General features: G+C 71.8%; 22 protein-coding genes. 18 read left to right on the top strand and 4 right to left on the bottom strand.

The window, feature by feature from the left end:
- Nucleotides 1–94: 94 nt before the first annotated feature.
- The 5 genes from E9934_RS17320 to E9934_RS17300 all read left to right on the top strand — a co-directional run bounded on the left by E9934_RS17320 (nucleotide 95) and on the right by E9934_RS17300 (nucleotide 6,824).
- Entirely contained in the window at nucleotides 95–877 is a 783-nt protein-coding gene (locus E9934_RS17320) for an SDR family NAD(P)-dependent oxidoreductase (RefSeq protein WP_136564156.1), read from the top strand.
- On the top strand, nucleotides 874–1,923 hold the full coding sequence (locus E9934_RS17315; protein ID WP_136564155.1) for a phosphotransferase family protein: 1,050 nt from the start codon (nucleotides 874–876) through the stop codon (nucleotides 1,921–1,923). Before E9934_RS17320 ends, E9934_RS17315 begins: the two co-directional genes overlap by 4 nt.
- On the top strand, nucleotides 1,923–2,597 hold the full coding sequence (locus tag E9934_RS17310) for a histidine phosphatase family protein (protein ID WP_136564154.1): 675 nt from the start codon (nucleotides 1,923–1,925) through the stop codon (nucleotides 2,595–2,597). The genes E9934_RS17315 and E9934_RS17310 overlap by 1 nt, the downstream gene beginning before the upstream one ends.
- Nucleotides 2,598–2,610: 13 nt before the next feature.
- Complete coding sequence (locus tag E9934_RS17305) at nucleotides 2,611–3,693, top strand: VanZ family protein (RefSeq protein WP_136564153.1); 1,083 nt, start codon at nucleotides 2,611–2,613, stop codon at nucleotides 3,691–3,693.
- A gap of 125 nt (nucleotides 3,694–3,818) precedes the next feature.
- A complete protein-coding gene (locus tag E9934_RS17300) occupies nucleotides 3,819–6,824 on the top strand; it encodes a S8 family serine peptidase (RefSeq protein ID WP_136564152.1) in 3,006 nt (1,001 codons plus the stop codon).
- Nucleotides 6,825–6,988: 164 nt separating this feature from the next.
- Here E9934_RS17300 and E9934_RS17295 read toward each other — a convergent pair whose 3' ends face one another.
- Nucleotides 6,989–7,759, bottom strand: a complete 771-nt coding sequence (locus tag E9934_RS17295) for an SDR family oxidoreductase (RefSeq protein ID WP_136564151.1) — start codon at nucleotides 7,757–7,759, stop codon at nucleotides 6,989–6,991.
- A gap of 86 nt (nucleotides 7,760–7,845) precedes the next feature.
- Here E9934_RS17295 and E9934_RS17290 point away from each other — a divergent pair, with 86 nt between their 5' ends.
- The 5 genes from E9934_RS17290 (at nucleotide 7,846) to E9934_RS17275 (ending at nucleotide 13,332) form a co-directional block, all read left to right on the top strand.
- Entirely contained in the window at nucleotides 7,846–8,448 is a 603-nt protein-coding gene (locus E9934_RS17290) for a PadR family transcriptional regulator (RefSeq protein ID WP_136564150.1), read from the top strand.
- Nucleotides 8,445–8,597, top strand: a complete 153-nt coding sequence (locus E9934_RS19725; RefSeq protein WP_158295051.1) for a hypothetical protein — start codon at nucleotides 8,445–8,447, stop codon at nucleotides 8,595–8,597. Before E9934_RS17290 ends, E9934_RS19725 begins: the two co-directional genes overlap by 4 nt.
- The gene (locus E9934_RS17285) at nucleotides 8,594–9,316 is read left to right on the top strand and encodes an ABC transporter ATP-binding protein (protein ID WP_136564149.1); all 723 of its coding nucleotides are present in this window, start codon (nucleotides 8,594–8,596) and stop codon (nucleotides 9,314–9,316) included. Before E9934_RS19725 ends, E9934_RS17285 begins: the two co-directional genes overlap by 4 nt.
- The gene (locus E9934_RS17280; protein ID WP_136564148.1) at nucleotides 9,313–11,991 is read left to right on the top strand and encodes an ABC transporter permease; all 2,679 of its coding nucleotides are present in this window, start codon (nucleotides 9,313–9,315) and stop codon (nucleotides 11,989–11,991) included. Before E9934_RS17285 ends, E9934_RS17280 begins: the two co-directional genes overlap by 4 nt.
- Before the next feature lie 66 nt (nucleotides 11,992–12,057).
- The gene (locus tag E9934_RS17275) at nucleotides 12,058–13,332 is read left to right on the top strand and encodes an arginine deiminase (protein ID WP_136564147.1); all 1,275 of its coding nucleotides are present in this window, start codon (nucleotides 12,058–12,060) and stop codon (nucleotides 13,330–13,332) included.
- Nucleotides 13,333–13,515: 183 nt separating this feature from the next.
- On the opposite strand, the gene E9934_RS17270 is transcribed toward E9934_RS17275, so the two are convergent.
- From E9934_RS17270 to E9934_RS17260, 3 genes are read right to left on the bottom strand one after another with little or no spacing between them, the layout of a single operon-like run.
- Nucleotides 13,516–14,037 (bottom strand): protein-tyrosine phosphatase family protein, encoded by a 522-nt coding sequence (locus E9934_RS17270; protein WP_136564146.1) that lies wholly within the window; start codon nucleotides 14,035–14,037, stop codon nucleotides 13,516–13,518.
- 32 nt (nucleotides 14,038–14,069) lie between these two features.
- Entirely contained in the window at nucleotides 14,070–14,867 is a 798-nt protein-coding gene (yidC, locus tag E9934_RS17265) for a membrane protein insertase YidC (protein ID WP_136564145.1), read from the bottom strand.
- A 51-nt stretch (nucleotides 14,868–14,918) separates the two neighbouring features.
- Complete coding sequence (locus tag E9934_RS17260; protein ID WP_136564144.1) at nucleotides 14,919–15,221, bottom strand: hypothetical protein; 303 nt, start codon at nucleotides 15,219–15,221, stop codon at nucleotides 14,919–14,921.
- A 91-nt stretch (nucleotides 15,222–15,312) separates the two neighbouring features.
- Between E9934_RS17260 and E9934_RS17255 the strand changes: the two genes are divergently transcribed.
- The 8 genes from E9934_RS17255 to E9934_RS17220 are packed head-to-tail and all read left to right on the top strand — an operon-like array spanning nucleotide 15,313 to nucleotide 24,984.
- Entirely contained in the window at nucleotides 15,313–15,984 is a 672-nt protein-coding gene (locus E9934_RS17255; protein WP_136564143.1) for a TetR/AcrR family transcriptional regulator, read from the top strand.
- Nucleotides 15,981–16,772 (top strand): TIGR03084 family metal-binding protein, encoded by a 792-nt coding sequence (locus E9934_RS17250; protein ID WP_136564142.1) that lies wholly within the window; start codon nucleotides 15,981–15,983, stop codon nucleotides 16,770–16,772. The genes E9934_RS17255 and E9934_RS17250 overlap by 4 nt, the downstream gene beginning before the upstream one ends.
- Nucleotides 16,769–18,508 (top strand): acyclic terpene utilization AtuA family protein, encoded by a 1,740-nt coding sequence (locus E9934_RS17245; protein WP_136564141.1) that lies wholly within the window; start codon nucleotides 16,769–16,771, stop codon nucleotides 18,506–18,508. Before E9934_RS17250 ends, E9934_RS17245 begins: the two co-directional genes overlap by 4 nt.
- Before the next feature lie 40 nt (nucleotides 18,509–18,548).
- Nucleotides 18,549–19,709: an acyl-CoA dehydrogenase family protein gene (locus E9934_RS17240; RefSeq protein ID WP_136564140.1), complete on the top strand. Its 1,161-nt coding sequence runs from the start codon at nucleotides 18,549–18,551 to the stop codon at nucleotides 19,707–19,709.
- 1 nt (nucleotide 19,710) lies between these two features.
- On the top strand, nucleotides 19,711–20,205 hold the full coding sequence (locus E9934_RS17235; protein ID WP_136564139.1) for an SRPBCC family protein: 495 nt from the start codon (nucleotides 19,711–19,713) through the stop codon (nucleotides 20,203–20,205).
- Nucleotides 20,202–21,830, top strand: coding sequence for an acyl-CoA carboxylase subunit beta (locus tag E9934_RS17230; protein WP_420873069.1), 1,629 nt, complete (start codon nucleotides 20,202–20,204; stop codon nucleotides 21,828–21,830). Before E9934_RS17235 ends, E9934_RS17230 begins: the two co-directional genes overlap by 4 nt.
- Nucleotides 21,827–23,818: an ATP-binding protein gene (locus tag E9934_RS17225; protein WP_136564138.1), complete on the top strand. Its 1,992-nt coding sequence runs from the start codon at nucleotides 21,827–21,829 to the stop codon at nucleotides 23,816–23,818. The genes E9934_RS17230 and E9934_RS17225 overlap by 4 nt, the downstream gene beginning before the upstream one ends.
- The gene (locus E9934_RS17220; RefSeq protein WP_136564137.1) at nucleotides 23,818–24,984 is read left to right on the top strand and encodes an acyl-CoA dehydrogenase family protein; all 1,167 of its coding nucleotides are present in this window, start codon (nucleotides 23,818–23,820) and stop codon (nucleotides 24,982–24,984) included. Before E9934_RS17225 ends, E9934_RS17220 begins: the two co-directional genes overlap by 1 nt.
- Nucleotides 24,985–25,003: the final 19 nt, after the last annotated feature.

Below are 25,003 nucleotides of genomic sequence, written 5' to 3'. Positions count from 1 at the left end.
CTCGATACGCCGCTCGTCCCTCGCGGCTACTCGACCAACGGCGGGCCACTCCACTCCCGACCGTCACCTGCCCCGGACAGTAGGGTCGGTTCTCGTGAGCGACACCCCACCTCTCCGTGTCCTGGTCACCGGCGCGGCGTCCGGTCTCGGCGCCGCCCTCGCGAACGCATGGGAGGCGCGCGGAGCCGACGTGCTGCGCACCGACCGCGCGGCGGCGGACGGCATCCACCTGCTCGACATCACCAGCGACGACGACTGGGCGGCGGTCCGCGCGCACGTCGAGCAGACGTGGGGTGGGCTCGACGTCCTGGTCAACAACGCCGGGATCGCCGGTGGCGGCCGGCTCGACGTCTCCGGGATCGACGAGTGGCAGCGGCTGGTCGACATCAACCTCCTCGGCGCGGTCCGCGGTACGGCGACCTTCACGCCGGTCTTCAAGCGCCAGGGCAGCGGTCGGATCGTCAACGTCGCCTCGCTGGCCGGGCTCGTGCACCCCGCCGGGATGGCCGGCTACAACGCCACCAAGGCCGCGGTCGTGGCGCTCACGGAGACGACGGGCCACGAGCTCGCCGCCCACGGCGTCACCGCGCACGTGGTGTGCCCGTCCTACTTCCGCACCAACCTGATGGCCGGCGTCGAGGGCCGCGACGCGGCGCTGCAGCACGTGATGAGCAAGCTCGTCGAGGACAGCCCGATCAGCGCCGACGACATCGCGAGCGCGGTGCTCGACGCGATCGACGCGGGGACCGAGCTGATCATCCCCGACGACGCTGCGCGCGGCGCGTGGCAGCTCAAGCAGACCGACCGGGCGTCGTACGACGCCGTGATGCGGGCCCAGGCCCGCAAGCTCGACCAGATCGCGGAGGAGGCCCGATGACCGACGAGTCCCGCCCCGTCCGCGACGAGGACGCCTTCGACGTCGCCGCCGTCGAGCAGTGGCTCGGCCGCGGCCCGATCAGCGAGGTCCGGCAGTTCCCGGGCGGCGCGTCCAACCTGACCTACCTGCTCACGATGGCCGACGGCCCCGACCTGATCCTGCGCCGCCCGCCGGCGGGCACCAAGGCGCGGGGCGCGCACGACATGAGCCGCGAGTTCCGCATCCAGCAGGCGCTGAAGCCGGTCTTCGGCCAGGTCGCGACGATGGTCGCCCACGTCGGTGCGGACGACAGCCCGATCGACTGCGAGCTCTATGTCATGGAGCGGCTCGACGGCCTGATCCCGCGCGTGGACTTCGGCTTCCCGATGTCGCTGGAGCAGTGCGATGCCCTGTGCAGCACGTTCGTCGACACCCTCGTCGCCCTGCACGCCGTCGACGTCGACGCGGTCCCGGGACTCGCGGCGCTCAACAAGGGCGAGGGGTACGTCGCCCGTCAGGTCTCCGGCTGGATCACCCGTCTCGACAACGCCCGCACCGACGACACCGGCGACTGGACGGACATCATCGACTGGCTCACTGCCCACCAGCCCGTTGACGCGGGGCAGGCGATGATCCACAACGACTACCGGCTCGACAACGTCGTCCTCGACGCCGACGACCCCACCCGCATCATCGGCGTGCTCGACTGGGAGCTCGCCACCGTCGGCGACCCGTTGATGGACCTCGGCTGCACGATGTCCTACTGGGTGCAGGCCGACGATACGGGCTTCTTCGGCGAGACCCGCCGCCAGCCGACGTCCGACCCGGGCATGTGGACCCGGCAGCAGTTCGTCGACGCCTACCTCGAGCGCAGCGGCCGCACCGTCAGCCCCGAGGAGTGGCGCTTCTACGAGGTCTTCGGGCTCTTCCGCTTCGCCGTCATCGCCCAACAGATCTGGTACCGCTACTTCCACGGCCAGACCACCAACCCCGCGTTCGCCTTCTTCGGTGCCGCGGTGGCCGGCTTCGAGGACCGCTGCCGCACGATCCTCTCCGGCCAGGCCTGATGGGCGTCCTGCTGCTCGTCCGGCACGGGCAGGCCTCCTTCGGCGCCGACGACTACGACGTCCTGTCGCCGACCGGTTGGGAGCAGGGACGCGCCCTCGGTCGCTGGCTCGCGGACCAGGGCGTCGCCCGCGGCACCGTGGTGCACGGCGGGATGCGGCGTCACCGCGAGACCTGGGAGGCCATGGCCGTGGGCGCCGGCTGGGAGCCGGCCGCCGACATCGACCGCGACTGGGAGGAGTTCGACCACGCCCAGGTCCTGCTCCGCCACGCCGAGCTGACCGGCGGCGTGGTCGACCATTCCGTCGACCGCCTCGCCTTCCAGCACCATTTCGAGATCTCCACCGGCCACTGGGCCGACGCGGGACCCGACGCCGGCTATCCCGAGCCGTACGACGCCTTCCTGGCCCGTGCCCGGCGCGCGCTCGACGCGGCCGCGGCCCGGCCGGGCCCCACGACCGTCGTCACGTCCGGAGGCGTGATCGCGGCACTCGCGGCCCTGCTCGTCGTACCTGCGGAGACGGAGGCGGCGGCCGTCGGGCCCGTCTGGTCGCGCTTCAACACCGTGATCGCCAACAGCTCGGTCAGCCGGGTGATCGTCGGGGCGAGCGGCGCGCGGCTGCTCACCTTCAACGAGCACCCGCACCTGCCGCGGGACCTCGTCACCTACCGCTGACCAGTCCCGTCCCGTGTCCGACCAGGCCCTCAACGCGCTCATCGCCACCGTCCTCGGCACGGCGGTGGCCATCGTGCTCGTGCTGCCGGTGGCATTCCGCGAGTACCGCAAGGACGGGCGGCTCGGGCCGGGCGACCTGGCCGTCCTGCTGTCCGGGGCGATCTACGGTCTCGCGCTGTGGACCTACACGCTGCTGCCGATGCCGGCGGCCGGGGACTACCCCTGCGTGGGCCGGCAGACGACGCCGCTCGACACCATCGGCGCGATCGACTGGCGGGAGGCGACCACCCGGTCGGGACTGGCCGCGCTGCTGCACGACCCGGCCTTCCTCCAGGTGGCCCTCAACGTCCTGCTGTTCGTGCCCCTCGGCTTCTTCGTCCGGCGCGTGCTGCGTCGCGGAGTGGTCGTCGCGACCCTGGCGGGCTTCGCCGTCTCGCTGGCGATCGAGTGCACGCAGACCACCGGGGTGTGGCACCTCTACTCCTGTCCCTACCGGCTCTTCGACGTCGACGATCTCCTCGTCAACACCCTCGGCGCGACCATCGGGTCGCTCGTCGCCGCGCTCTTCGTCCGCCGCCGCGAGCGCGAGGTCGTCCTTCCGACGTCAATCACGGCGGGACGCCGCTGGGTCGGCATGGTCTGCGACGCGCTCTTCGTCGTGCTGCTGGGGGCGGTCGTCGCGATCGGCTACCGGGCCGTCCAGCTCTACGGCCGCGACCTCGGCGCCGACGACATCGACGCCACCGCCCAGCGATGGTTGCAGTGGGGCGTGCCGGGCGCCGTCGAGCTCGTGGTCGTCCTGCTCGCCGGTCGCTCCGTCGGTGAGTGGGTGGTCGCGGTCCGGGCAGTGCCGGGCAGGCTGCCCACGCTCGTGGCCCGCCCGATCAAGCTCGCCACCGGCATCGGCCCCTTCCTCCTCCTGCTCGCGATCGAGCAGCCCTGGGCCGGCCCCGCGCTGCTCGGCTTCGTCCTCATCACGGCCTGCGCCGTGCCGCTGACCCGCCAGCGTCGCGGGCTCTCCCACGTGGTGGCGGGGATGGATCTGCGGATCGCGGGCCCACCGACGACCGACGTCGACGATCCGGTCTCGAAGTGATTTCTTTGCCGGCGGGGTCCTTGACGTGGCAGATCTTCGTCGGTTGGGTGGCGGGGTCGGAAGTCATCCGTACCGGCCCGTCCTTCCTCGAGGACGGTGCCGTCTCTCGGGAATGAGGAGACTCCATGCACGTCTCGGGACCGGGCAGTCGCAGTGCCCGCCGCCGCATCCTCGTCAGTGCCCTGGCCACCATGCTGGGCATCACCCTCGCGCTGGGCGGGCCGGCCCTCGCCGACGATCCGGCGCCCGGCCCCGGAGCCGATGACGGCGCCGGGATCGCGAAGGCCGACCTGACCCGCTACAAGGCCGGACGCTACGTCGTGATGCTGGCGGCCAAGCCCGCCACGATCGCGGCCGGCACCCGGGCGAAGCCGGGCCAACAGTTCAACGCGCAGACCACCGACGTGGCGACGTACTCCCGCCGGCTGCGGGCCAGCCACGACCGGCTCGGCCAACGCCTCGGCTTCACCGTCGACCGGCACTACACGATCTCCGCCAACGGCTTCGTCGCCGACCTGACGGCCAAGCAGGCGACCGAGCTGGCGACCGACCGGTCCGTGCTGGTCGTGCAGAAGGACACCCTCGTCGAGGCCGACACCTGGAACACTCCGGACTTCCTCGGCCTCACCGGCACCCAGGGCACGTGGCGCAAGGTCGGCGGCTGGACCCGCGGTGGCGACGGCGTCGTCGTCGGTGTCATCGACAGCGGCATCTGGCCGGAGTCGGCGTCCTTCTCCGGCCCGGCGCTGACCGGCACGGCGAGCGGGAGGTGGCGCGCCCGGATCAACGGCGAGGTCACCACGATGCGCAAGTCCGACGGCGGCACCTTCCGCGGCCGCTGCGAGAGCGGTGAGGAGTTCACCGTCGCCCACTGCAACGCCAAGCTGATCTCGGCGCGCTACTTCGTCGAGGGCTACACCGAGGCGCGCACGCTCGAGGACGACTACATCTCGCCGCGTGACGGCAACGGCCACGGCTCCCACACCGCCTCCACCGCCGCCGGCAACCGGGTGGCCGGGGTGCGGACCGAGGGACGCGGCTTCGGTCGGGTCGTCGGCATGGCGCCGGCGGCCACGATCGCCAGCTACAAGGCCTTGTGGGCGACCGAGGACGGCAGCGCGTCCGGCACGACGTCCGACCTCGTCGCCGCCATCGAGCAGGCGGTCACCGACGGCGTCGACATCCTCAACTACTCGATCTCCGGGCCCACCGACACCGTCCTCGAGGCCGCCGAGATCGCGTTCGAGGGAGCCGCCGAAGCGGGGATCTTCGTCGCCGCGTCGGCCGGCAACGAGGGCGCGGGCGCGTCCACCGTGGCGCACAACAGCCCGTGGGTGACCACGGTCGCGGCCAGCACCCACACCCGCTTCGAGAACACCGTCGTCCTCGGCGACGAGCAGTTGCTCGTCGGTGCCTCGATCGCCTCGACGACGTTGCCCAGCACCCCGCTGGTCGACGCCGCTGACTCCGGCAACGGCTCCACGTCGGCCGACGACACGGCGCTGTGTGCGCCCGACAGTCTCGACCCGGCCGCCGTCACGGACAAGATCGTCGTGTGCCAGCGCGGTGTCTATGACCGTGTCGCCAAGAGCGAGGAGGTCGCCCGCGCCGGTGGTGTGGGCGTCGTACTCGTCAACGTGGCGGAGGGCAGCCTCGACGCGGACTTCCACCCGGTGCCGACGGTCCACCTCTCCGACGTCGACGCTCCGAAGGTCTACGACTACCTGGACGAGGCGGGCGACGGGGCGACCGCGTCGTTCGTCCTCGGCAACACGACGGGCACGGTCACCCCGGTGCCGCAGATCGCCGGCTTCTCCTCGCGCGGCCCGGCGGCCTCGGACGAGAGCGACCTGCTGAAGCCCGACATCACCGCGCCCGGCGTCAGTGTGCTGGCCGCGGTCGCGCCGCCCTCCAACCACGACCGCGACTACGACCTCTACTCCGGTACGTCGATGTCGGCGCCGCACGTCGCCGGCCTCGCCGCCCTCATCCAGGGCAAGTTCCCGAAGTGGACGCCGATGCGGATCAAGTCGGCCATGATGACGACCGCCTACGACCTGAGGACCTCGAGCGGCGGCAGGTCGACCGACGCCTTCGCCCAGGGTGCGGGCCACGTCAACCCGGCGAAGTTCCTCGACCCCGGGCTGTTCGTGCTCTCCGACTGGGAGCAGTGGTACGGCTACATGGCGAGCCTGGGCCTCGACACGGGCGTCCCGGCACTGCCGGCCAACGAGGTCAACGTCCCGTCGCTCGCGGAGGGACACGTGATGTCGGAGGTCACCCTCCGCCGTACGTTCACCTCGACGAAGCGGGGCAGCTGGAAGGTCTCCATCAACGTGCCCGGGTTCCAGGCGGCGTCCGCGTCCCGGGTGACGGCCACCAGGTCGGGCCAGCACAAGACGGTGCGCTTCCGCTTCACGCGCACCACGGCTGCGCTGGGCGAGTGGGCGATGGGCCACGTCACCCTCACCGGACCGACCACCGTGCGGCTGCCCGTCGCGCTGCGGCCGGTTGCGGTGAAGGCGCCTGCCTCGGTGTCCGGCACCGGCACCGACAGCTCGCTGACCGTCCCGATCACGGGCGGGTCCAACGGGGACCTCCAGGTCGATCCGGCCGGGCTGGTCAAGGGCCAGGTCGGCGAGGGCTCGATCCCGGTCGGCGACTACGAGCTCGAGTGCGTGACGATCGGCGAGGGCAACGAGCTCGCGCAGTTCGACCTCGTCGCGCCCGACCAGACCAGCGACCTCGACATGTACGTCTACGCGGCCAGCTCCTGCGACCCGTCGACGATCACGGCGGTCGCCGGCGAGGCGGCGACGCCGTCACCGGGCGAGACGTTCTCGCTCGAGGGAGCGCCGGCGGGCACCTACATCGTCGAGGTCGACGCGTTCTCGGCCGGCGACCAGGGCGACCCGGTGCCGTACTCGCTGCGGGTCTATGACCTCGGTGGTACGCCGTCCGTGGGCGACCTGACCGTCGACCCGAACCCGGTGCCGATGTCGACAGGCGTGGAGACCAGCTTCGACCTGTCGTGGACCGGCCTCGACGCCGACGCCCACTACTTCGGGCTGCTCGGCTACGAGGGCTCCCCGCAGCCGACGTACGTCTACGTGGACACCGCCGCCGAGTAGCTCCTCGCTGGTTGAGGTGCGAGGCCGCCTGCGGCCGAGCCTCGAAACCCCGGTGCGAACCTCCGCAAGGTCCGCACCGGGGTTTCGAGGCTGCTCGCTGGCGCTCGCAGCACCTCAACCGCCGGGGGCTGGCGCGCTGGGGCTCGCTCCTCGATGACCAGTGCTCAGAGCAGCTTCTTCACCACGCCGAGCGGCGCGTGCTTCATCACCGGCGCCATCGCGGCCCACGGGAGCGGCGGCACGCACGCGTCGCCGACCTCCTTCTCGATGGCCGCGACCATGGCCGCGACGCCCTTCGCGGTGGAGGCCATCAGTGGGGTCGACTGGGCGACCTTCTCGTTCATCTCGGAGGCGATGTAGCCCGGGTAGAGCACGGTCACCTTGATCTTCTTCTGCAGCTTCGTGCCGTGCAGCTCCGTGCGCAGACCCTCGGCCAGGTGGGCGACGCCGGCCTTGGTGGCGGCGTACGTCGTCATCGACGAGGGCATGCCGCGCATGGCGGACATCGACGACACCATCACGAGGTGTCCGGCCTCCTGCGCGCGGAAGATCTGCATCGCCGCCTCGGTCTGTGCCAGCGCGCCGACGAAGTTGGTCATCGCGGTCTCGAGGTTGGCGTCGAACCGTCCGGTGCCGAGCTTCGCGCCCTTGCCGAGCCCGGCGTTGACGACGACCCGGTCGATCCGCCCGAGCTCGGCGTTCAGCTCGTCGAAGACGGTGAAGACGGCGGCGTGGTCCTGCACGTCGAGCGCGCGGATCGCGATCCTGCAGGTGGGGTACGCGGCGAGGATCTCGGCCCGCAGCTCCTCCAGGCGTTCGGTCCGACGGGCGGCCAGCGCCAGGTCGCTGCCGCGCTCCGCGAACTGGCGGGCCATCTCGGCGCCGAGTCCGCTGGAGGCACCGGTGATCAGGATGGTCTTCGGGGTCGTCGACATGGCGCGAGTCTGGCAGCACTCGACAGCCGAACACATACCCGGTATACATAGCCATACCCGGTATGCAATTCCCCTTGGAGGCCACGATGTCCGTCAAGCACGCACTGCTCGCCCTGCTCGAGCAGCAGCCGATGTACGGCTACCAGCTGCGCGTCGAGTTCGAGCAGCGCACCGGCACCACGTGGCCCCTCAACGTCGGGCAGGTCTACACGACGCTCACCCGGCTGGAGCGCGACGGACTGGCGTCCGCCGAGGGGGAGGACGCCGAGGGCCACCTGATCTACCGGATCACCGACGCCGGCCGCGACGAGGTGGCGACCTGGTTCACGACGCCCGTCTCGCGCACGCAGCCGCCCCGCGACGAGTTGGCCATCAAGCTGGCCCTCGCCGTGACCGTCGCCGGCGTCGACGTCGGGACGGTCATCCAGCAGCAGCGCAGCGCCACCATGGCCGCCCTGCAGGACTACACCCGCCTCAAGCGGCAGGCCGGCAGCTCGACAGTGGCCCCCGCCGAGCCCGCCGAGCCCGCCGACCTGGCGTGGAGCCTGGTGCTCGACTCGCTGGTCTTCGGTGCCGAGGCGGAGATCCGCTGGCTCGACCACTGCGAGGCCCGGCTGCGCCGGGCGGCGGTCGAGCGCTCGGCCGCGCCGACGACCAGTGCGCCCGCCTCCGAGCGGAGCACGCGATGACCGGCACCCTCCTCGACCAGGTCCGGCGGCTCGACCGGGCCGAGCGGCGGTGGCTCGCCGACGCCCGGGACCGGCTGCGCCGCACCCGGCCCAGCGGCGCCACCCCGCCGGCCGCCACCGGCACGACCAGGAAGGAGACGCGGCGATGAGCGACGCGATCCTCCGACTGACCGCGGTGACCCGGGTCCACGGGACCGGCGCCAACGAGGTGCACGCGCTGCGCGGGATCTCGTTCGCCGCCCACCCCGGCGAGCTGGTGGCGGTCATGGGCCCGTCCGGCTCCGGCAAGTCCACGTTGCTGACCATCGCCGGCGGGCTCGACCAGCCGACCGCGGGCGCGGTCAGCGTGGAGGGCACCGACCTCGTCGGGCTCAGCCCGGACGAGCGGGCCCGGATGCGCCGGACGTCCATCGGCTACGTCTTCCAGGGCTTCAACCTGATCCCGGCCCTCACCGCCGCCGAGAACGTCGCCCTGCCGCGCGAGCTCGACGGCATCGGCGCCCGCCAGGCGAGGGACGAGGCCCGCCGTGCGCTGGAGGAGGTCGGCATCGGCGACCTCGCCGACCGCTTCCCCGACGACATGTCGGGTGGCCAGCAGCAGCGGGTCGCGATCGCGCGGGCCGTCGTCGGCGAGCGGCGGCTGATCCTCGCCGACGAGCCGACCGGCGCCCTCGACACCGAGACCGGCGAGGAGATCCTGCGGCTGCTGCGCGCCCGCTGCGACACCGGCGCGGCCGGCGTGCTCGTCACCCACGAGGCGCGGCACGCCGCGTGGGCCGACCGCGTGGTCTTCCTGCGCGACGGCGTCGTGGTCGACGAGACCGGGTCCAGCCCGGTCGAGCTGCTCACCGAGCCCGCTGCCCGATGAGCCGTCCCCTGAGCAGCACGACGAGGGGCGGATGGCGAGTCGCCCTCCGCCTGGCGCGGCGCGAGGCCCTGCGCCGCAAGGCCCAGACGGCGCTGATGCTGGTGCTGATCTGCCTGCCGGTCCTCGCGGTCACCGCCGCGGCGATCGTGTGGCGCACCCAGGACGTCTCCAGCGCGGAGAGCGTGGACCGCCGGATGGGATCCGCCGACGCGCTCGTCGAGTCCGCCGGCACCACCCGGGTCGCGCAGGCCTTCGACCCCGAGCAGGGCAGCGGCTGGTTCGGCGACGAGCGGGACGAGTCGCTCGAGCTCACGGACGTCCTCGAGGTGCTCGGCGCGGACCGCGCGGCGATCCCGTTCACGCGCGACTACCTGGAGTTCCGGACCGACAAGGGCCTGGGCAGCCTCGAGACGATCAGCACCGACCTGGGCGACCCGCTGGCGGACGGTCTCGTGGAGCCGGTCGACGGCGCCTTCCCCCCGGGGCCGGGGGAGGTCGTCGTCAACCAGGCGGTCGTCGACCGTGGCCAGGGGATCGGGGACACCCTCACGGTCGTGCGCCAGACACCCGACGGCGAGCAGACCTTCGACCTCGAGATCGTCGGCATCGCCGAGAGCGCGTGGAGCACCGGCTTCGAGTTCGCAGCCGGATCGCCCGGAGCCTTCGGTGAGGGCGACCCCCTGACCACCAGCTGGTTGGTCGGCGGAGGGCCGGTCGCGTGGGACCAGGTCCGGGCGCTCAACGAGATCGGCGCGCTGGCCACGTCGCGGGCTGTGCTGACGGACCCGCCACCGACCTCGGCGCTGCCACCGGAGTTCGCGCAGGACGACGCGTCGGTCGACCAGCTGACCATCACGGTGCTGGCCCTGGTGGTGGTGATGGTGCTCCTCCAGGTCGTGCTGCTCGCGGGGCCGGCGTTCGCCGTCCGGGCCAAGGCGCAGGCGCGAGCCCTCGCGCTCGTCGTCGCCGCAGGCGGCACGCCCCGGCAGGCCCGGCGGACGGTGCTCGCCTCCGGTGTGGTGATCGGCGCCGCCGGCGGGATCCTCGGCGTGGTGCTCGGCATCGGCGTTGCCGTCGTGGGCGTCCCGATCGCGCAGTCGTTCGACACGAGCCGGTTCGGGCCCTTCGACGTGCCGTGGGCGTTGCTGGCGCTCGTGGCCGCCTTCGGCTTCGTCTCGGCCGTGATGGCCGCCGTGGTCCCGGCGGTGTCGGCGTCGCGACAGGACGTCGTCGCCGTGCTGTCGGGTCGACGAGGTGAGGGGCCCCCTTCCGTCCGCTCACCGCTCCTCGGGCTGGTGCTCCTGGGCGGCGGGATCGCCGGCGCCGTCCTCGGAGCGGGCGCATCATCCGGCGCCGGTGCCAACGACATGGGGGCCGTGCTCATCGCCGGATCTGCCCTGGTGTCGGTGGTCGGCATGATCCTCGTCGTGCCCGTCGCCGTGACGCTCGTGGCGCGGCTGTCCTCACGACTGCCGCTCACGCTCCGGTTTGCCGCGCGGGACGCCGCCCGACACCGGACCCGGACCGTGCCCGCGGTGGCGGCCGTGGGCGCCACCGTCGCGGGGGTGGTCGCGCTCGGCATCGCCGTCAGCAGCCAGGAGGCGGCCAACGCCGCGACCTACCAGTCCCAGCTGCCCGACGGCTACGGCTCACTGGCGCTGTCGCCCGACACCGACCTCGACGCGGTCGACGAGATCCTCGCCCGCAGCGTCGGCGCCGACCGGATCATCGACGTCGAGGGCATCCAGACGTCGAGTGACGACAGCGAGCTCGAGCTCGAGTTCAGCCAGCACGGGGAAGCACTGCTGCTGTCCTACTGGTCGACTCTCGGTTCGCCGTACGCCGTCGCGGCCGAGGTCCCCGACCACATCGACCTCCCGACCGCTGACCGGGAGCGCGCCGACGCGGTGCTGGCCGCCGGCGGCCTGGTGCTGCTGCACGACGAGCGGGCGATCGACGACGGGATCCAGGTCCCGACCCTCGACGGCGACCAGGTCACGGTCGACGCCCGACGGTGGACCTACGACGCGACCGGGGAGGGCGAGCTGACCGACCTCGGGTCGGTGGACACCCCGGCGGTCGTGATCGAGATGGATCGGGCGGCGCCCTCCGTCGCCCTGATGGCGCCACCGCTGGTGCGCGAGCTCGGTCTGCAGACCTCGGTCGTCGGCAAGCTGGTCCGCGGGCCGATCAGCGAGGAGGCCGAGGACGACATCTCCGAGGCGGCCGCGGCGCTGCCGGCGGCGCCGTACTTCTACGTCGAGCGGGGCTACCAACCCGACGAGGCCGTCCGGATCATCCAGGGGGTCCTCGCCGCGCTCGGGGCCATCCTGATGCTCGGCGGCACCTTGACGGCGACCTTCCTCGCCCTGTCCGACGCCCGGCCCGACCTCGCCACCATGGCCGCGGTCGGGGCGCGCCCCCGGACACGGCGCGGTGTTGCGGCGGCCTATGCCCTCGTCGTCGGCGGCATCGGCGCCCTGCTGGGAGCGCCGGTCGGTTTCATCCCCGGCATGGCGATCAGCCAACCGCTGACCAGCGGTGTGGGGGACGCGTCGCTCGACGTGCCCTGGCTGCTGATCGGGATGGTCGTCCTCGGACTGCCGCTCCTCACCGCGGCCGCCGTCGGCGCCTGCGCACGAGGACGACTGCCCCTCACCGCCCGCGTCGACTGAGGTCCCGATCCCCGGGCATCGCTCGGGCAAGATGGATGCCCGAGCCCCTCAGCAGCGGAGGTCACCGTGACCAGTGCGCCCGTCCCGACCGCATCACAGCCCGCATCTCCGGCCGCCTCCTACGGCGTCCACTCCGAGGTCGGCCGGCTGCGCAAGGTGCTGGTGTGCCGGCCGGGCCTGGCCCACCGCCGGCTCACGCCGAGCAACAACGACGACCTGCTCTTCGACGACGTGATGTGGGTCGAGAACGCGCAGCGCGACCACGCCGACTTCGTCGCCAAGCTCGTCCAGCGCGGCGTCGAGGTCGTCGAGCTGCACGACCTCCTCGCCGAGACGCTGGCGGTGCCGGGGGCCCGGGACTGGCTGCTGGACCGCAAGATCGAGCCCAACCGCGTCGGGCTGGGGCTGATCGACGACACCCGCGCCTACCTCGAGACGCTGCCGCCCGAGCTGCTGTCGGAGTTCCTCATCGGCGGGCTGGCGTCGAGCGAGCTGCCGGAGGACTTCCGCTCCGTCCACCTCGGCCTGGCGCGGGAGGCTGCCGGGGTGCGCGAATACCTCATGCCCCCGCTGCCCAACACGCTCTACACCCGCGACACCACCTGCTGGCTCTATGGCGGGCTCACGCTCAACCCGCTCTTCTGGCCGGCCCGCAAGGACGAGACCCTGCTCTACCAGGCGATCTATCGCTTCCACCCCGACTACGTCGGATCGACGATCTGGTGGGGCGACGCCGAGAAGGACTGGGGTCAGGCGTCCTTCGAGGGCGGCGACATCATGCCGGTCGGCAACGGCGTCGTGCTGATGGGCATGAGCGAACGTACGTCGCGGCAGGCCATCACCCAGGTGGCGCGCACCCTGTTCGCCGCCGGCGCGGCCGAGCGGATCGTCGTCGCCGGCATGCCGTCGTTGCGCGCGGCCATGCACCTGGACACCGTCTTCACCTTCGTCGACCGCGATGTCGTGACGGCGTACGACTCGATCGTCGACGGCATCCATCCGTTCACGTTGGTGCCGTCCGACCGCTCGCCCGGCTTCGACGTCATCGATGAAGGGGGGAGGGCGTTCGTCGACGTCGTCGCCCGCTCCCTCGGCCTGCCCTCGATCCGCGTGGTGGAGACCGGCGGCGACGCCTACCAGTCCGAGCGACAGCAGTGGGACAGCGGCAACAACGCCGTCGCCCTCGAGCCCGGCGTGGTGTTCACATACGACCGCAACACCCTGACCAACGCGCTGCTGCGCAAGGCCGGCATCGAGGTCATCGAGATCGTCGGCGCCGAGCTCGGCCGTGGCCGCGGCGGCGGGCACTGCATGACCTGCCCGATCATCCGGGACGTTTGATGACGCGAGCGAGTCGCCCGGCCGGCGAGGCCCGCCCGGGCGCTCGCTTCGCTCGGCCCGCGGGACCACGCCGACGCGCCTTCGGCGCAAGGGCGCCGCGCTGCCGCGCCGCGTTGTCCTACGTAGGCGTGGCCTTGGACGGGCGGCAAGCCGACTCTGCAGGGGCCAGGCGCCTCGGCTGCGTCATGCCAGCGTGCCGAGATGCGCGACGAACATGGGGTTTGTCAGCGCCCACGCGCCGCGCGCGGCGCGCACCAGGGCGACCGCCTCGTCGCGCGGGTGACCGAGGTGGGTCAGCGCCACGGCGCTGACCAGCCCTGATCTGTTGAGGCCTCCGGAGCAGCGCACCAGTACCCGGCGATCGTCGCGGACCGCGGCCGCGATCTCGGCGCCGAGCTCCTGGATCCGGGAGCCGACGGCCGCGTCGACGACGGCGTCGGCGATCCGGAGGACGCGGTGCTCGACGCCCTCGGACGGCCCGTAACCCTGCCGCGCGACCAGGCTGATGACCAGGTCGAACTCGTCGCGCACCACGCAGGCCGAACCGCGCTGCGAGCGGACGTCGTGACCGCCCTGCCACAGCCCCGGCACGACCTCGTTCCACGGGTCCTCGCACAAGGGCATGCGGGTCGCCCGGCCGTCGCCGCCGCAGACGGTGCACTCCGGCATCGTGGCCGGGTCGGCGTAGCAGGCATGACAGAGCACGGGCGCATCGTGCCACCACCGGGCCTGCCCGGTCAGACCCGCCCGAGCGCCGCGGGGGACCCGGGGGTCGGGAACCAGCGTCGGACCACGGCCGCCTGGGCGCAGGTCCACGCCGAGCTGCAGACCCAGTAGGCGAGCAGCGCGACGGGCACCGCCCCGCCCGCGACGAGCATCCCGCCCGCCGAGAGCAACGGCACCCACTGCTGCGCGCTCACCATCGCCTCCGGCATCCCCTCGGTGACCGTGTTGGGTGCCACCAGGTGGCGCTGGGTGACATAGCTGAGCAGGGCGGCCGTGCCGGCGAGCCCGGCCACCACGGCGAGGTGGACCGCGCTGCCGCCGTACCCGTGCGAGGCGAGGGGTACGCCGAGGATCGTCGCCGCGCCGAAGGAGGCGACGAGCGCAGGGCCGAGGGCGCCGACCGACGAGCCGGCGGCGACCTGCGCGAGCAGGTGGTAGAGCGCCATCCAGATCGGGATCTGCACGAGCATCGGCAGGCAGCCGAGGCGCGAGAGGCCGTGCTCGGCGCCGAGCTGGCGGCGCTCCTCCATGAACTCCCGCATCGTGGCCGGATCGCGACGTTCGAGGCGGTCGCGATAGCGCTCGGTCAGGCGTTTCAGGTGGGGCCGGGCTCGGGCGGCGGCATGGGCCTGTCGCACCCCGCGGACGACGAGGGGGAGCAGGGCGACGCGGACGAGGACGACGACGCCGGCGATGGCGAGCAGCCAGGTTCCGCCCGCGTCGGGATCGGCGCCGACGGCGGTGGCAGTGGTGTGGACGGACGCGACGACGGTCGCGAGGGCATGGGACAGCGGATCGAGCAATGACATGCGGGCTCCTGGGCGGAGAGGGACGGTCGGACGTGCTCGCGGCAGCGAGTGTCAGACGGTCCCGGGAGCGCGCGGCCGGACCGGGTGTCGGTCGGTGTCGGTGACCCGCGAGGCGAGTGCGGGCACGGGTTGGCGAGCTCCCGGCCGCGGAGCGAACGACGGGGCGGTGATGCCGCCCTGCGTGGTGTGTACCAGTGCGCCGATGGCGACGGCCAGCATCGCGATGCCCGCCGCCAGCGGGGCATCGGGCCCGAGCGCGAGGAGCGACGCCGAGACGGTGGTGGCGAGAGCGACCAGCACGCTGCCGACGAACGCGGACATCCGCGCCGTGGTCGGGTGGTCGTCGCCGCGCATGCGGCGATCGTACGCCGCGTCCCCAGCCCGGCCCGTCCGAGATTTAAAGTCAGTCTTGACTGTTTGTTAGTCGCGCCCTCATGCTGTCGGCATGACGACGTCGACGGCGCGGGTGCCCCAGGAGGAGCGCACCCGAGCCATGCGGCAGCGGCTGATGGAGGCGACGGTCGAGCTGCTCGTCGAGAGGGGCTTCTCCGGCACGTCGACCACGCTCGTCTCGCAGCGCGCCGGCGTCAGCCGGGGGGCCCAGCTGCACCACTTCCCGACCAAGGACGCCCTGGTCGTGGCGGCCGTCGCGCATCTCACCGAGATCCGGGGCTCCGAGCTCGAGGCCGCCGTCACCCGGCTTCCCGAGGGCCCGGGCCGGACGGAGGCCGTGGTCCAGATGCTCGGCGACCACTTCGCCTCGCCGGTCTTCACCGCCGCCCTGGAGCTGTGGGTCGCGGCGCGGACGGATCCGGCGCTGCTGGAGGCGGTGGCTCCGCTGGAGCAACGGGTCGGTCGCGAGACGCACCGGCTGACCGTCGACCTGCTCGGCATCGACGAGGCCCGCCCCGGCGCCCGTGAGCTGGTCCAGGCCACGCTCGACCTGGTGCGCGGCCTCGGCCTCGCCAACACGCTCGGCGACGACGCCCGCCGCCGCCGCCGGATCCTCACCCAGTGGGCGCGCACACTCGAGGCGTCGCTGCAGGGTCCGGAGGTCGCGAGTCTCGGCCGCGGCCGGCCTCGCACCTCAACCACCGCAGAGAAGGAGTCACCATGAGCGTCCTCGACGACGTGCTCGTCGACCTCACGGCGGAGAGCCACCTGCTCCGCACCGCGGTCGCCGCCGCCAACGCCTGGGACCGGCCCACGCCGGCCGAGGGCTGGACGGTGGCCACCCAGGTCGCCCACCTGGCCTGGACCGATGAGGTGGCCGTCCTCGCCGCGCGCTCCGACACCGAGCAGGGCAAGGAGGACTGGGACGCCGTCGTGCTGAAGGCGATCGCGGACCCCACGGGCTTCGTCGACACCAGCGCCCACGAGCTCGCGGCGCTGCCCCCCGCCGAGCTGCTGGGCCGCTGGGACATCGCCCGGGCCGGGCTCGCCGCGGCGCTGCGTGCGGTGCCGGCGGGTGCCAAGATGCCGTGGTTCGGCCCGCCGATGTCGCCGACGTCGATGGCCACCGCGCGCTACATGGAGACCTGGGCCCATGCCCTGGACGTCTACGAGACCATCGGCGCGGTGCCGGAGCCGACCGACCGGATCAGGCACGTCGCCCACATCGGTGTTCGCACCCGCAACTTCGCCTTCGCCAACAACGAGCTGGAGGCGCCGGCCGAGGAGTTCCGGGTCGAGCTCACCGCGCCTTCGGGAGCCCTGTGGACCTGGGGTCCCGACGACGCGGCGCAGAAGGTGACCGGCTCGGCCTACGAGTTCTGCCAGCTGGCCACCCAGCGCATCCACCGCGACGACACCGACCTCGTGGCCGTCGGCGACGACGCCGAGAAGTGGCTCACCATCGCGCAGGCGTTCGCCGGCCCCGCCGGCGGCGGGAGGGAGAAGAAGTGACCAATCCGGTCAGGATCGCCAACTGCAGCGGCTTCTACGGCGACCGGCTCTCCGCGCTGAAGGAGCAGCTGGAGGGCGGCAGCAACGGACGGGACGTCGACGTCATCACCGGCGACTACCTCGCCGAGCTGACCATGCTGATCCTCGGCATGGACACCCTGCGCGACGCCGACCTCGGCTACGCCCGCACCTTCCTCAAGCAGCTCGAGGGCACGTTGGGCCTCGCGCTCGACAAGGGCGTGAAGATCGTCAGCAACGCCGGCGGCCTCAACCCGTCGGGGCTCGCGACGCAGATCCAGAAGCTCGCTGCCGAGCTCGGCCTCGACGCCAAGGTCGCGTACGTCGAGGGCGACGACCTGCGTGAGGCCGGCCTCTTCGACGGAGCGCTGACCGCGAACGCCTACCTCGGCGCGTTCGGCATCGCCTCCGCCCTGACCCGTGGCGCCGACATCGTCGTCACCGGGCGCGTGACCGACGCCAGCGTCGTCGTCGGTCCCGCGATCGCCCACCACGGCTGGACGCCGACGTCCTACGACGAGCTGGCCGGCGCCGTCGTCGCAGGTCACGTCATCGAGTGCGGCACCCAGGCGACCGGTGGCAACTTCTCCGGTTTCACCGACCTCTTCAGGGCCGGTGCCCCGATGACGAAGCCGCTGGGCTTCCCGATCGCCGAGATCGCGGCCGACGGCAGCAGCATCATCACCAAGCACGACGGCACCGGCGGCGCCGTCACCGTCGACACGGTCACCGCGCAGCTGCTCTACGAGATCCAGACGACGCGCTACCTCAACCCCGACGTCACCACCCACCTCGACTCGATCCGGTTGCGTCAGGAGGGTCCGGACCGCGTCGAGATCAGCGGTGTGGCCGGTGCCCCTCCCGTCGAGAGGCTCAAGGTCGCGGTCAACACGCTCGGTGGCTACCGCAACCAGTTCGAGTTCGTGCTGACCGGCCTCGACATCGACGCCAAGGCCGAGTGGCTGCGCTCCCAGCTCGACGGGCAGTTCCGCGCCGCCGAGGTCGTGTGGACCCAGACCCCCGCGCGCGGCGGCGACGCGGACACGGAGGAGGGCGCGTCGGTGCTGCTGCGCTGCATCGCCAAGGACCCCGAGGCCGGCCCGCTGGGCAAGCCGTTCACGGGTCCCTGCGTCGAGCTGGCCCTGGCGTCGTACCCCGGCTTCACGATGACCTCGCCGCCGCAGAAGCCCAGTCCCTTCGGCATCTACCGCCCCGAGTACGTCGACAGGTCGGCCGTCGAGCACACGGTCGTCCACCACGACGGCGTCCGCGAGGTGATCGCCGACCCGACCGCGTTCCTGGACGCCGCGGAGCTCGACCCCGAGCTGGGCAAGCGGCCCTCGCCCTATCCGGCGCCGGCGGACACGATCACCCGCCGGATGCCGCTCGGCACGTTCGTGCACGCCCGTTCCGGTGACAAGGGCGGCAACGCCAACCTCGGGCTGTGGGTGAAGAACGACGGCTCCCCGAAGTACGAGGCCCGCGTCCAGTGGCTCGCCAAGATCGTCAAGGACCGCAAGGTCCGCGAGCTGGTGCCCGAGGCGAAGGACCTCGACGTCGACGTCTACGTGCTGCCCAACCTGGGGGCCGTCAACGTCGTCATCCACGGCCTCCTCGGCGACGGCGTCGCCGCCTCCACGCGTTTCGACCCGCAGGCCAAGGGCCTCGGCGAGTGGGTCCGCAGCCGCATCGTCCACATCCAGGAGGACCTCGTATGAGCCACCCCCGGCCCGCAGGCCACAGGAAGGCAGGAACGCCATGACAACGGTCGCTTTCGACCACGGCTGGACCCCTGAGCAGCTCGCTCTGAAGCAGTCCGCGCGCGCGTTCGCCGAGCGCGAGCTGATGCCGCACATGGAGGAGTGGGAGCGCGCGGGGGAGATCCCCCGCGAGGTGCAGAAGAAGCTCGCCCACGCCGGTCTGCTCGGGGTCGGCGTCAGCGAGGAGGTGGGCGGCGACGGTGGCGACCTGCTCGACGCCACCGCGATGCAAGAGGGTTTGATGGCCGCCGGCGTCTCGGGCGGTTTCATGGCCAGCGCCTTCACCCACGGCATCTCGATCCCGCACATCGTGGCCGCCGGCTCGAAGGAGCTGATCGACACCTGGGTGCGGCCGACCCTCGCCGGCGACCTCATCGGCAGCCTCGGCATCACCGAGCCGGGCACGGGCTCGGACGTCGCGGGCATCACCACCCGGGCGGTCCGCGACGGCGACCACTGGGTGATCAACGGCGCCAAGATGTTCATCACCTCCAGCGTCCGCGGCGACTTCGTGACCACGGCCTGCCGCACCGGTGAGGACGGCGCCCACGGCATCTCGCTGATCGTCGTACCGAAGGACACGCCGGGGTTCACCGTCTCCCGCAAGCTGCACAAGATGGGCTGGCTGGCCTCCGACACCGGCGAGCTGTCGTACGACGACGTGCGGGTGCCGGTCGCCAACCTGGTCGGGCAGGAGAACCACGGGTTCTACTACATCGCCGACCAGTTCGTGACCGAGCGGATCTGGCTGGCGCTGATGGGCTACGGCCACGCGATGCGCTGCCTGCAGCTGACCGTCGACTACTGCAACCAGCGCGACACCTTCGGCAAGCCGCTGGTGAAGAACCAGGTCGTGCGCGCCAAGCTCACCGAGATGCACCGCCAGATCGCGGTCGCCCGGAGCTACACGCACGAGGTCGCGCGCCGCTACGTCGCCGGCGAGAACGTCATCGCCGAGGCCTGCCTGGCGAAGCAGACCTCCGTCGACACCGCGGTGTGGGTCGCCGACCAGGCCGTGCAGCTGCACGGCGGGATGGGCTACATGCGCGAGTCCGAGGTCGAGCGGCACTACCGCGACGTGCGGCTGCTGCCCATCGGCGGTGGTTCGACCGAGGTGCTGACCGACCTCGCCGCCCGACTGCTCGGATACGGAGGCTGACATGGCACTGATCAAGCCGCTGGGCGGCGAGGTGAGCGTCCACATGAAGGCGCCGGTCGAGGAGGTCTGGGCGCTGGTGAGCGACGTGACCCGGATCGGTGAGTTCTCCCCGGAGACCTTCGAGGCGACGTGGACCCACGGTGCGACCGGGCCGGCCCAGGGAGCCCGCTTCAAGGGGCACGTCAAGCGCAACGGCGTCGGGCCGACGTACTGGACGCCGTGCACGGTCACGAAGTGCGTCGAGCCGGGCAACAACGAGGCGGTCTTCGAGTTCAGCGTCGGTCTCGACGCCAACCCCATCAACACGTGGGGCTACCGGATGCACGCCGAGAACGGCGGCACCCGGGTCACCGAGTACTTCCGGCTCACGCCGGCCTGGTACATCCGCGGCTACTGGCTCCTGATGGGCCGGCTGCGCAGCAAGACCAACGAGCGCGGCATGCGCGCGACCCTGGAGGCGATGAAGGCGGTGCTTGAAGGAGTGAGCGAGTCGTGACCACGACGGAGACCGAGGCACCCGAGCAGACGGTCGAGGAGGCTCGGCGGTCCTCGATGAAGGCCAAGATCGCCGACCTGCACGCCGAGCAGATGAAGGCGGTCGAGGCCGGCGGCAAGTACATCGCCCGCCACAAGGAGCGCGGCAAGCTCACCGCCCGCGAGCGGATCGAGCTGCTCGTCGACGAGGGCTCGGCCTTCCTCGAGCTGATGCCGCTCGCCGGCTGGGGCAGCGACTTCGCGGTCGGCGCCTCGCTCGTCACCGGGATCGGTGTCGTCGAGGGTGTCGAGTGCATGATCATCGCCAACGACCCGACGGTGAAGGGCGGCGCCCTCAACCCGTGGTCGCTGAAGAAGTCCTTCCGGGCGGCCGAGATCGCGGAGAAGAACCACCTGCCGTCGATCAACCTCACCGAGTCCGGCGGCGCGGATCTCCCCACCCAGAAGGAGATCTTCATCCCCGGCGGCCGCGGCTTCCGCGACCTGACCCGCTCATCGGCGCGCAAGCAGCCCACCATCTCGGTGGTCTTCGGCAACTCGACCGCGGGCGGCGCCTACGTCCCCGGCATGAGCGACTACGTGATCATGGTCAAGGAGCAGGCCAAGGTCTTCCTGGCCGGCCCGCCGCTGGTGAAGATGGCGACCGGCGAGGAGTCCGACGACGAGACCCTCGGCGGCGCCGAGATGCACTCGCGCACCTCCGGCCTCTCCGACTACCTCGCCGTCGACGAGCACGACGCGATCCGGTTGGCCCGGCGCACCGTCGCCCGACTCAACTGGCGCAAGAAGGGCGAGGCCCCCACGGTCTCGTACGTCGAGCCGGACCTCGACCCCGAGGACCTGCTCGAGCTGATCCCGACCGACCTCAAGGAGCCCTTCGACCCGCGCGAGGCGATCCTGCGGATCGTCGACGGGGTCTCGACAGGCTCGACCACCGGAGGGACCAACGAGGTCGCCTTCGACGAGTTCAAGCCCCTCTACGGCTCGGCGCTGTGCGTCGGCTGGGCGCAGATCCACGGCCACCCGGTCGGCATCCTCGCCAACGCGCGCGGCGTGCTGATGAGCGAGGAGGCGCAGAAGGCCGCGCAGTTCATCCAGCTGGCCAACCAGAAGGACACGCCGCTGCTGTTCCTGCACAACACGACCGGCTACATGGTCGGCGCGGAATACGAGCAGGGCGGCATCATCAAGCACGGCGCGATGATGATCAACGCCGTTTCGAACTCGAAGGTCCCGCACCTGACGGTGATCATGGGAGCGTCCTACGGCGCCGGCAACTACGGCATGAACGGCCGCGCCTACGACCCGCGCTTCCTCTTCACCTGGCCGTCCGCGAAGTCGTCGGTCATGGGCCCCGCCCAGCTCGCCGGCGTCCTGGAGATCGTCGCGCGGGAGTCCGCGGAGAAGAAGGGCCAGCCCTTCGACGCCGAGGGATTCGTGGCGATCAAGGAGATGGTCGAGCAGCAGATCGAGGAGCAGTCGCTGCCCTACGTCCTGTCCGGCATGGTCTATGACGACGGCGTCATCGACCCGCGCGACACCCGCACCGTCCTGGGTATCTGCCTGTCCGTCATCGACAACCAGCCCATCGAGGGCGCCATGAATTTCGGGGTGTTCCGTCTATGACCACGATCAACCGCATCCTCGTCGCCAACCGCGGCGAGATCGCCCGCCGCGTGTTCCGCACCGCCCGCCGTCTCGGCATCGACACGGTGGCCGTGCACTCGGACGCCGACGCCGGGCTGCCGTTCGTACGGGAGGCCGACGCCGCCTGCCGACTGCCGGGAAACACGCCTGCCGAGACCTACCTGCGCGGTGACCTGATCATCGCCGCGGCGAAGAGGTCCGGAGCCGACGCGATCCACCCGGGCTACGGCTTCCTCTCCGAGAACGCCGCCTTCGCCCGCCAGGTCGCCGACGCGGGCCTCGTCTGGATCGGTCCCGACCCGGACTCGATCGACCGGATGGGCTCCAAGATCGAGTCCGAGAAGCTGATGGAGGCCGCCGGCGTTCCCGTCCTGGGCAACCTCACCGTCGACACGGCGACCGACGACGACCTGCCGCTGCTGGTCAAGGCGTCCGCCGGCGGCGGGGGCCGCGGCATGCGCGTGGTGCGGTCCCTCGGTGAGCTCGCCGGCGAGGTCGAGAAGGCCTCCGCCGAGGCCGAGTCGGCCTTCGGCGACGGCACCGTCTTCGTCGAGCCGTACGTCGAGCGCGGCCGTCACGTCGAGGTGCAGGTCGTGGGCGACGGCAACGGCGGGGTGCTCGTCCTCGGAGAGCGTGACTGCTCGCTGCAGCGCCGCCACCAGAAGGTCGTCGAGGAGGCACCCGCACCCGGCCTGACCGAGGAGGTCGCGACCGCCCTGCACGACGCGGCCCGCAAGGCCGCCGAGGCGATCAGCTACCGCGGCGCGGGGACGGTCGAGTTCCTCTACGACGCCGACACGCAGCGCTTCTACTTCCTGGAGATGAACACCCGGCTCCAGGTGGAGCACCCCGTCACCGAGCAGGTCTATGGCGTCGACCTGGTCGAGCTGCAGGTCGCGGTCGCCGAGGGGCGGGACCTTCCCGCCATCGACCCGCAGCCCGAGGGCCACGCGATCGAGGTCCGTCTCTATGCCGAGGACCCGTCGGCGGACTACGCCCCGCAGACCGGCCGCCTGCTCGAGCTCGAGCTGGAGCACGACGACACGTTCGCGCTCGACGGCTTCGGCATCCGCCTCGACACCGGCTTCGAGTCGGGATCGGAGGTCGGCACCTTCTATGACGCGATGCTGTCGAAGGTGATCGCCTGGGGGCCGACTCGCGAGCAGGCCGCGCGATCGCTCGCGCGGGTGCTGGAGAAGGCCCGGATCCACGGGTTGACGACCAACCGTGACCAGCTCGTCGCGTCGTTGCGCCACCCGGCGTTCCTCGACCTGTCCGGGCTGGCGACGTCCTTCTACGGCGACCACCCCGAGACCCTCACCCCGGCGGCAGCCGACGACCTGCTGCCGTTCGTCGGCGCGGTCGCGCTCGCTGAGCACCGCCGCGTCGCCGCGAAGGTGCAGTCACGGATCCCGGCCGGCTTCCGCAATGTCGTCGCCGGTCCACGCTCGACCCGCTTCGGCGTGGGTGCTGACGAGGTCGAAGTGCTCTGGCACGGCGGCACTGCCGGCTACTCCTCCGCCGACCGTGAGGACGTCACGGTCGTGTCGGTTTCGACAGGCTCAACCAACGGAGGGGCCGAGGTGGTCGTCGACATCGACGGCGTCACCCGGCGCTACGATGTCCGCGTCCTCGAGGACGCGGTGCTGGTCGACGGCCCGCGCGGCGGCGCCACGCTCCGGATCGTGCCGCGCTTCGTCGACCCCTCGACCCAGGTCGCCGCGGCCTCGCTGCTCGCGCCGATGCCGGGCAGCGTGATCGCCGTCCGCGCCGCGGTAGGGGACGTCGTACAGGAAGGCCAGACCATCCTCGTGATGGAGGCCATGAAGATGCAGCACACCATCGCGGCGCCCTACGCGGGCACCGTCACCGAGCTGTCGGCGACCGCCGGCCAGCAGGTCGAGGCGGGCACCGTGCTCGCCGTCGTTGAGCCCGCCGAAGACGCCGGCTCGGAGGAGGACAACTGATGACCATCCCGTTCACCGAGTCCGAGGAGCGGGCCGCGCTGCGCGAGTCCGTCAAGTCGCTGGCCGCCAAGTACGGCCACGCCTACGTCGCCGAGCAGGCCCGCAAGGGTGAGAAGACGACCGCGCTGTGGGACGACTTCGGCAAGCACGGCTTCATCGGCGTCAACATCCCCGAGGAGTACGGCGGCGGTGGCGGCGGCATGGGCGACCTGGCGGCCGTCCTCGAGGAGGCGTCGGCGCAGGGCGCGCCGTTGTTGATGATGGTGGTCTCGCCGGCGATCGTCGGCTCGATCATCGCCCGCTGCGGCACCGAGGAGCAGAAGAAGCAGTGGCTGCCGGGGATCGCGAGCGGCGAGACCGTCGCGGCCTTCGCGATCACCGAGCCCGACGCCGGCTCCAACAGTCACCAGATCACCACCACAGCCACCCGCGACGGCGACTCGTGGGTGATCAAGGGTCAGAAGACGTTCATCTCCGGCGTCGACGAGGCCGACGTGATGCTGGTCGTCGCCCGCACCGCCGACGCCAAGACCGGCAAGCTCAAGCCCGCGCTCTTCCTGATGCCGACCGACGCGGCCGGCCTCGAGAAGCAGCACATCCCGATGGAGTTCGTCGCGCCGGAGAAGCAGTGGACGCTGTTCTTCGACGACGTCCGTCTGCCCGCCGACGCACTGGTCGGCGACGAGGACGGCGGCCTCTGGCAGCTCTTCGCCGGCCTCAACCCGGAGCGGATCATGGGCGCGGCGATGACCTGCGGCCAGGCCCGCTATGCGCTGGAGAAGGCGGTCGACTACGCCAAGACCCGCACCGTGTGGAAGGACCAGCCGATCGGCGCCCACCAGGGCATCGCGCACCCGCTGGCGAAGGTGAAGATCGAGCTCGAGCAGGCTCGCCTGCTGATGCAGAAGGCAGCCGCGCTCTACGACGCCGGCGACGACTTCACCGCCGGGGAGTACGCCAACATGGCCAAGTACGCCGGTGGTGAGATCGCCTGCAACGCCCTCGACGTCGCCGTCCAGACCCACGGCGGCAGCGGCCTGACCACCGAGCTCGGCCTCGGCAACCAGCTCGTCGCCGCCCGCCTCGGCCGGATCGCCCCCGTCAGCCGGGAGATGATCCTCAACTTCGTCGCCATGCACTCGCTGGGGCTGCCCAAGTCGTACTGAGCGGTGGGCGGTGGTGCGC

Origin of the sequence: Nocardioides caeni (assembly GCF_004912195.1) — a bacterium.
Taxonomy (GTDB): Bacteria; Actinomycetota; Actinomycetes; order Propionibacteriales; family Nocardioidaceae; genus Nocardioides; species Nocardioides caeni.
The sequence above is the reverse complement of the archived record's forward strand: the minus strand, read 5'-3'. Positions and strand labels throughout refer to the sequence as shown.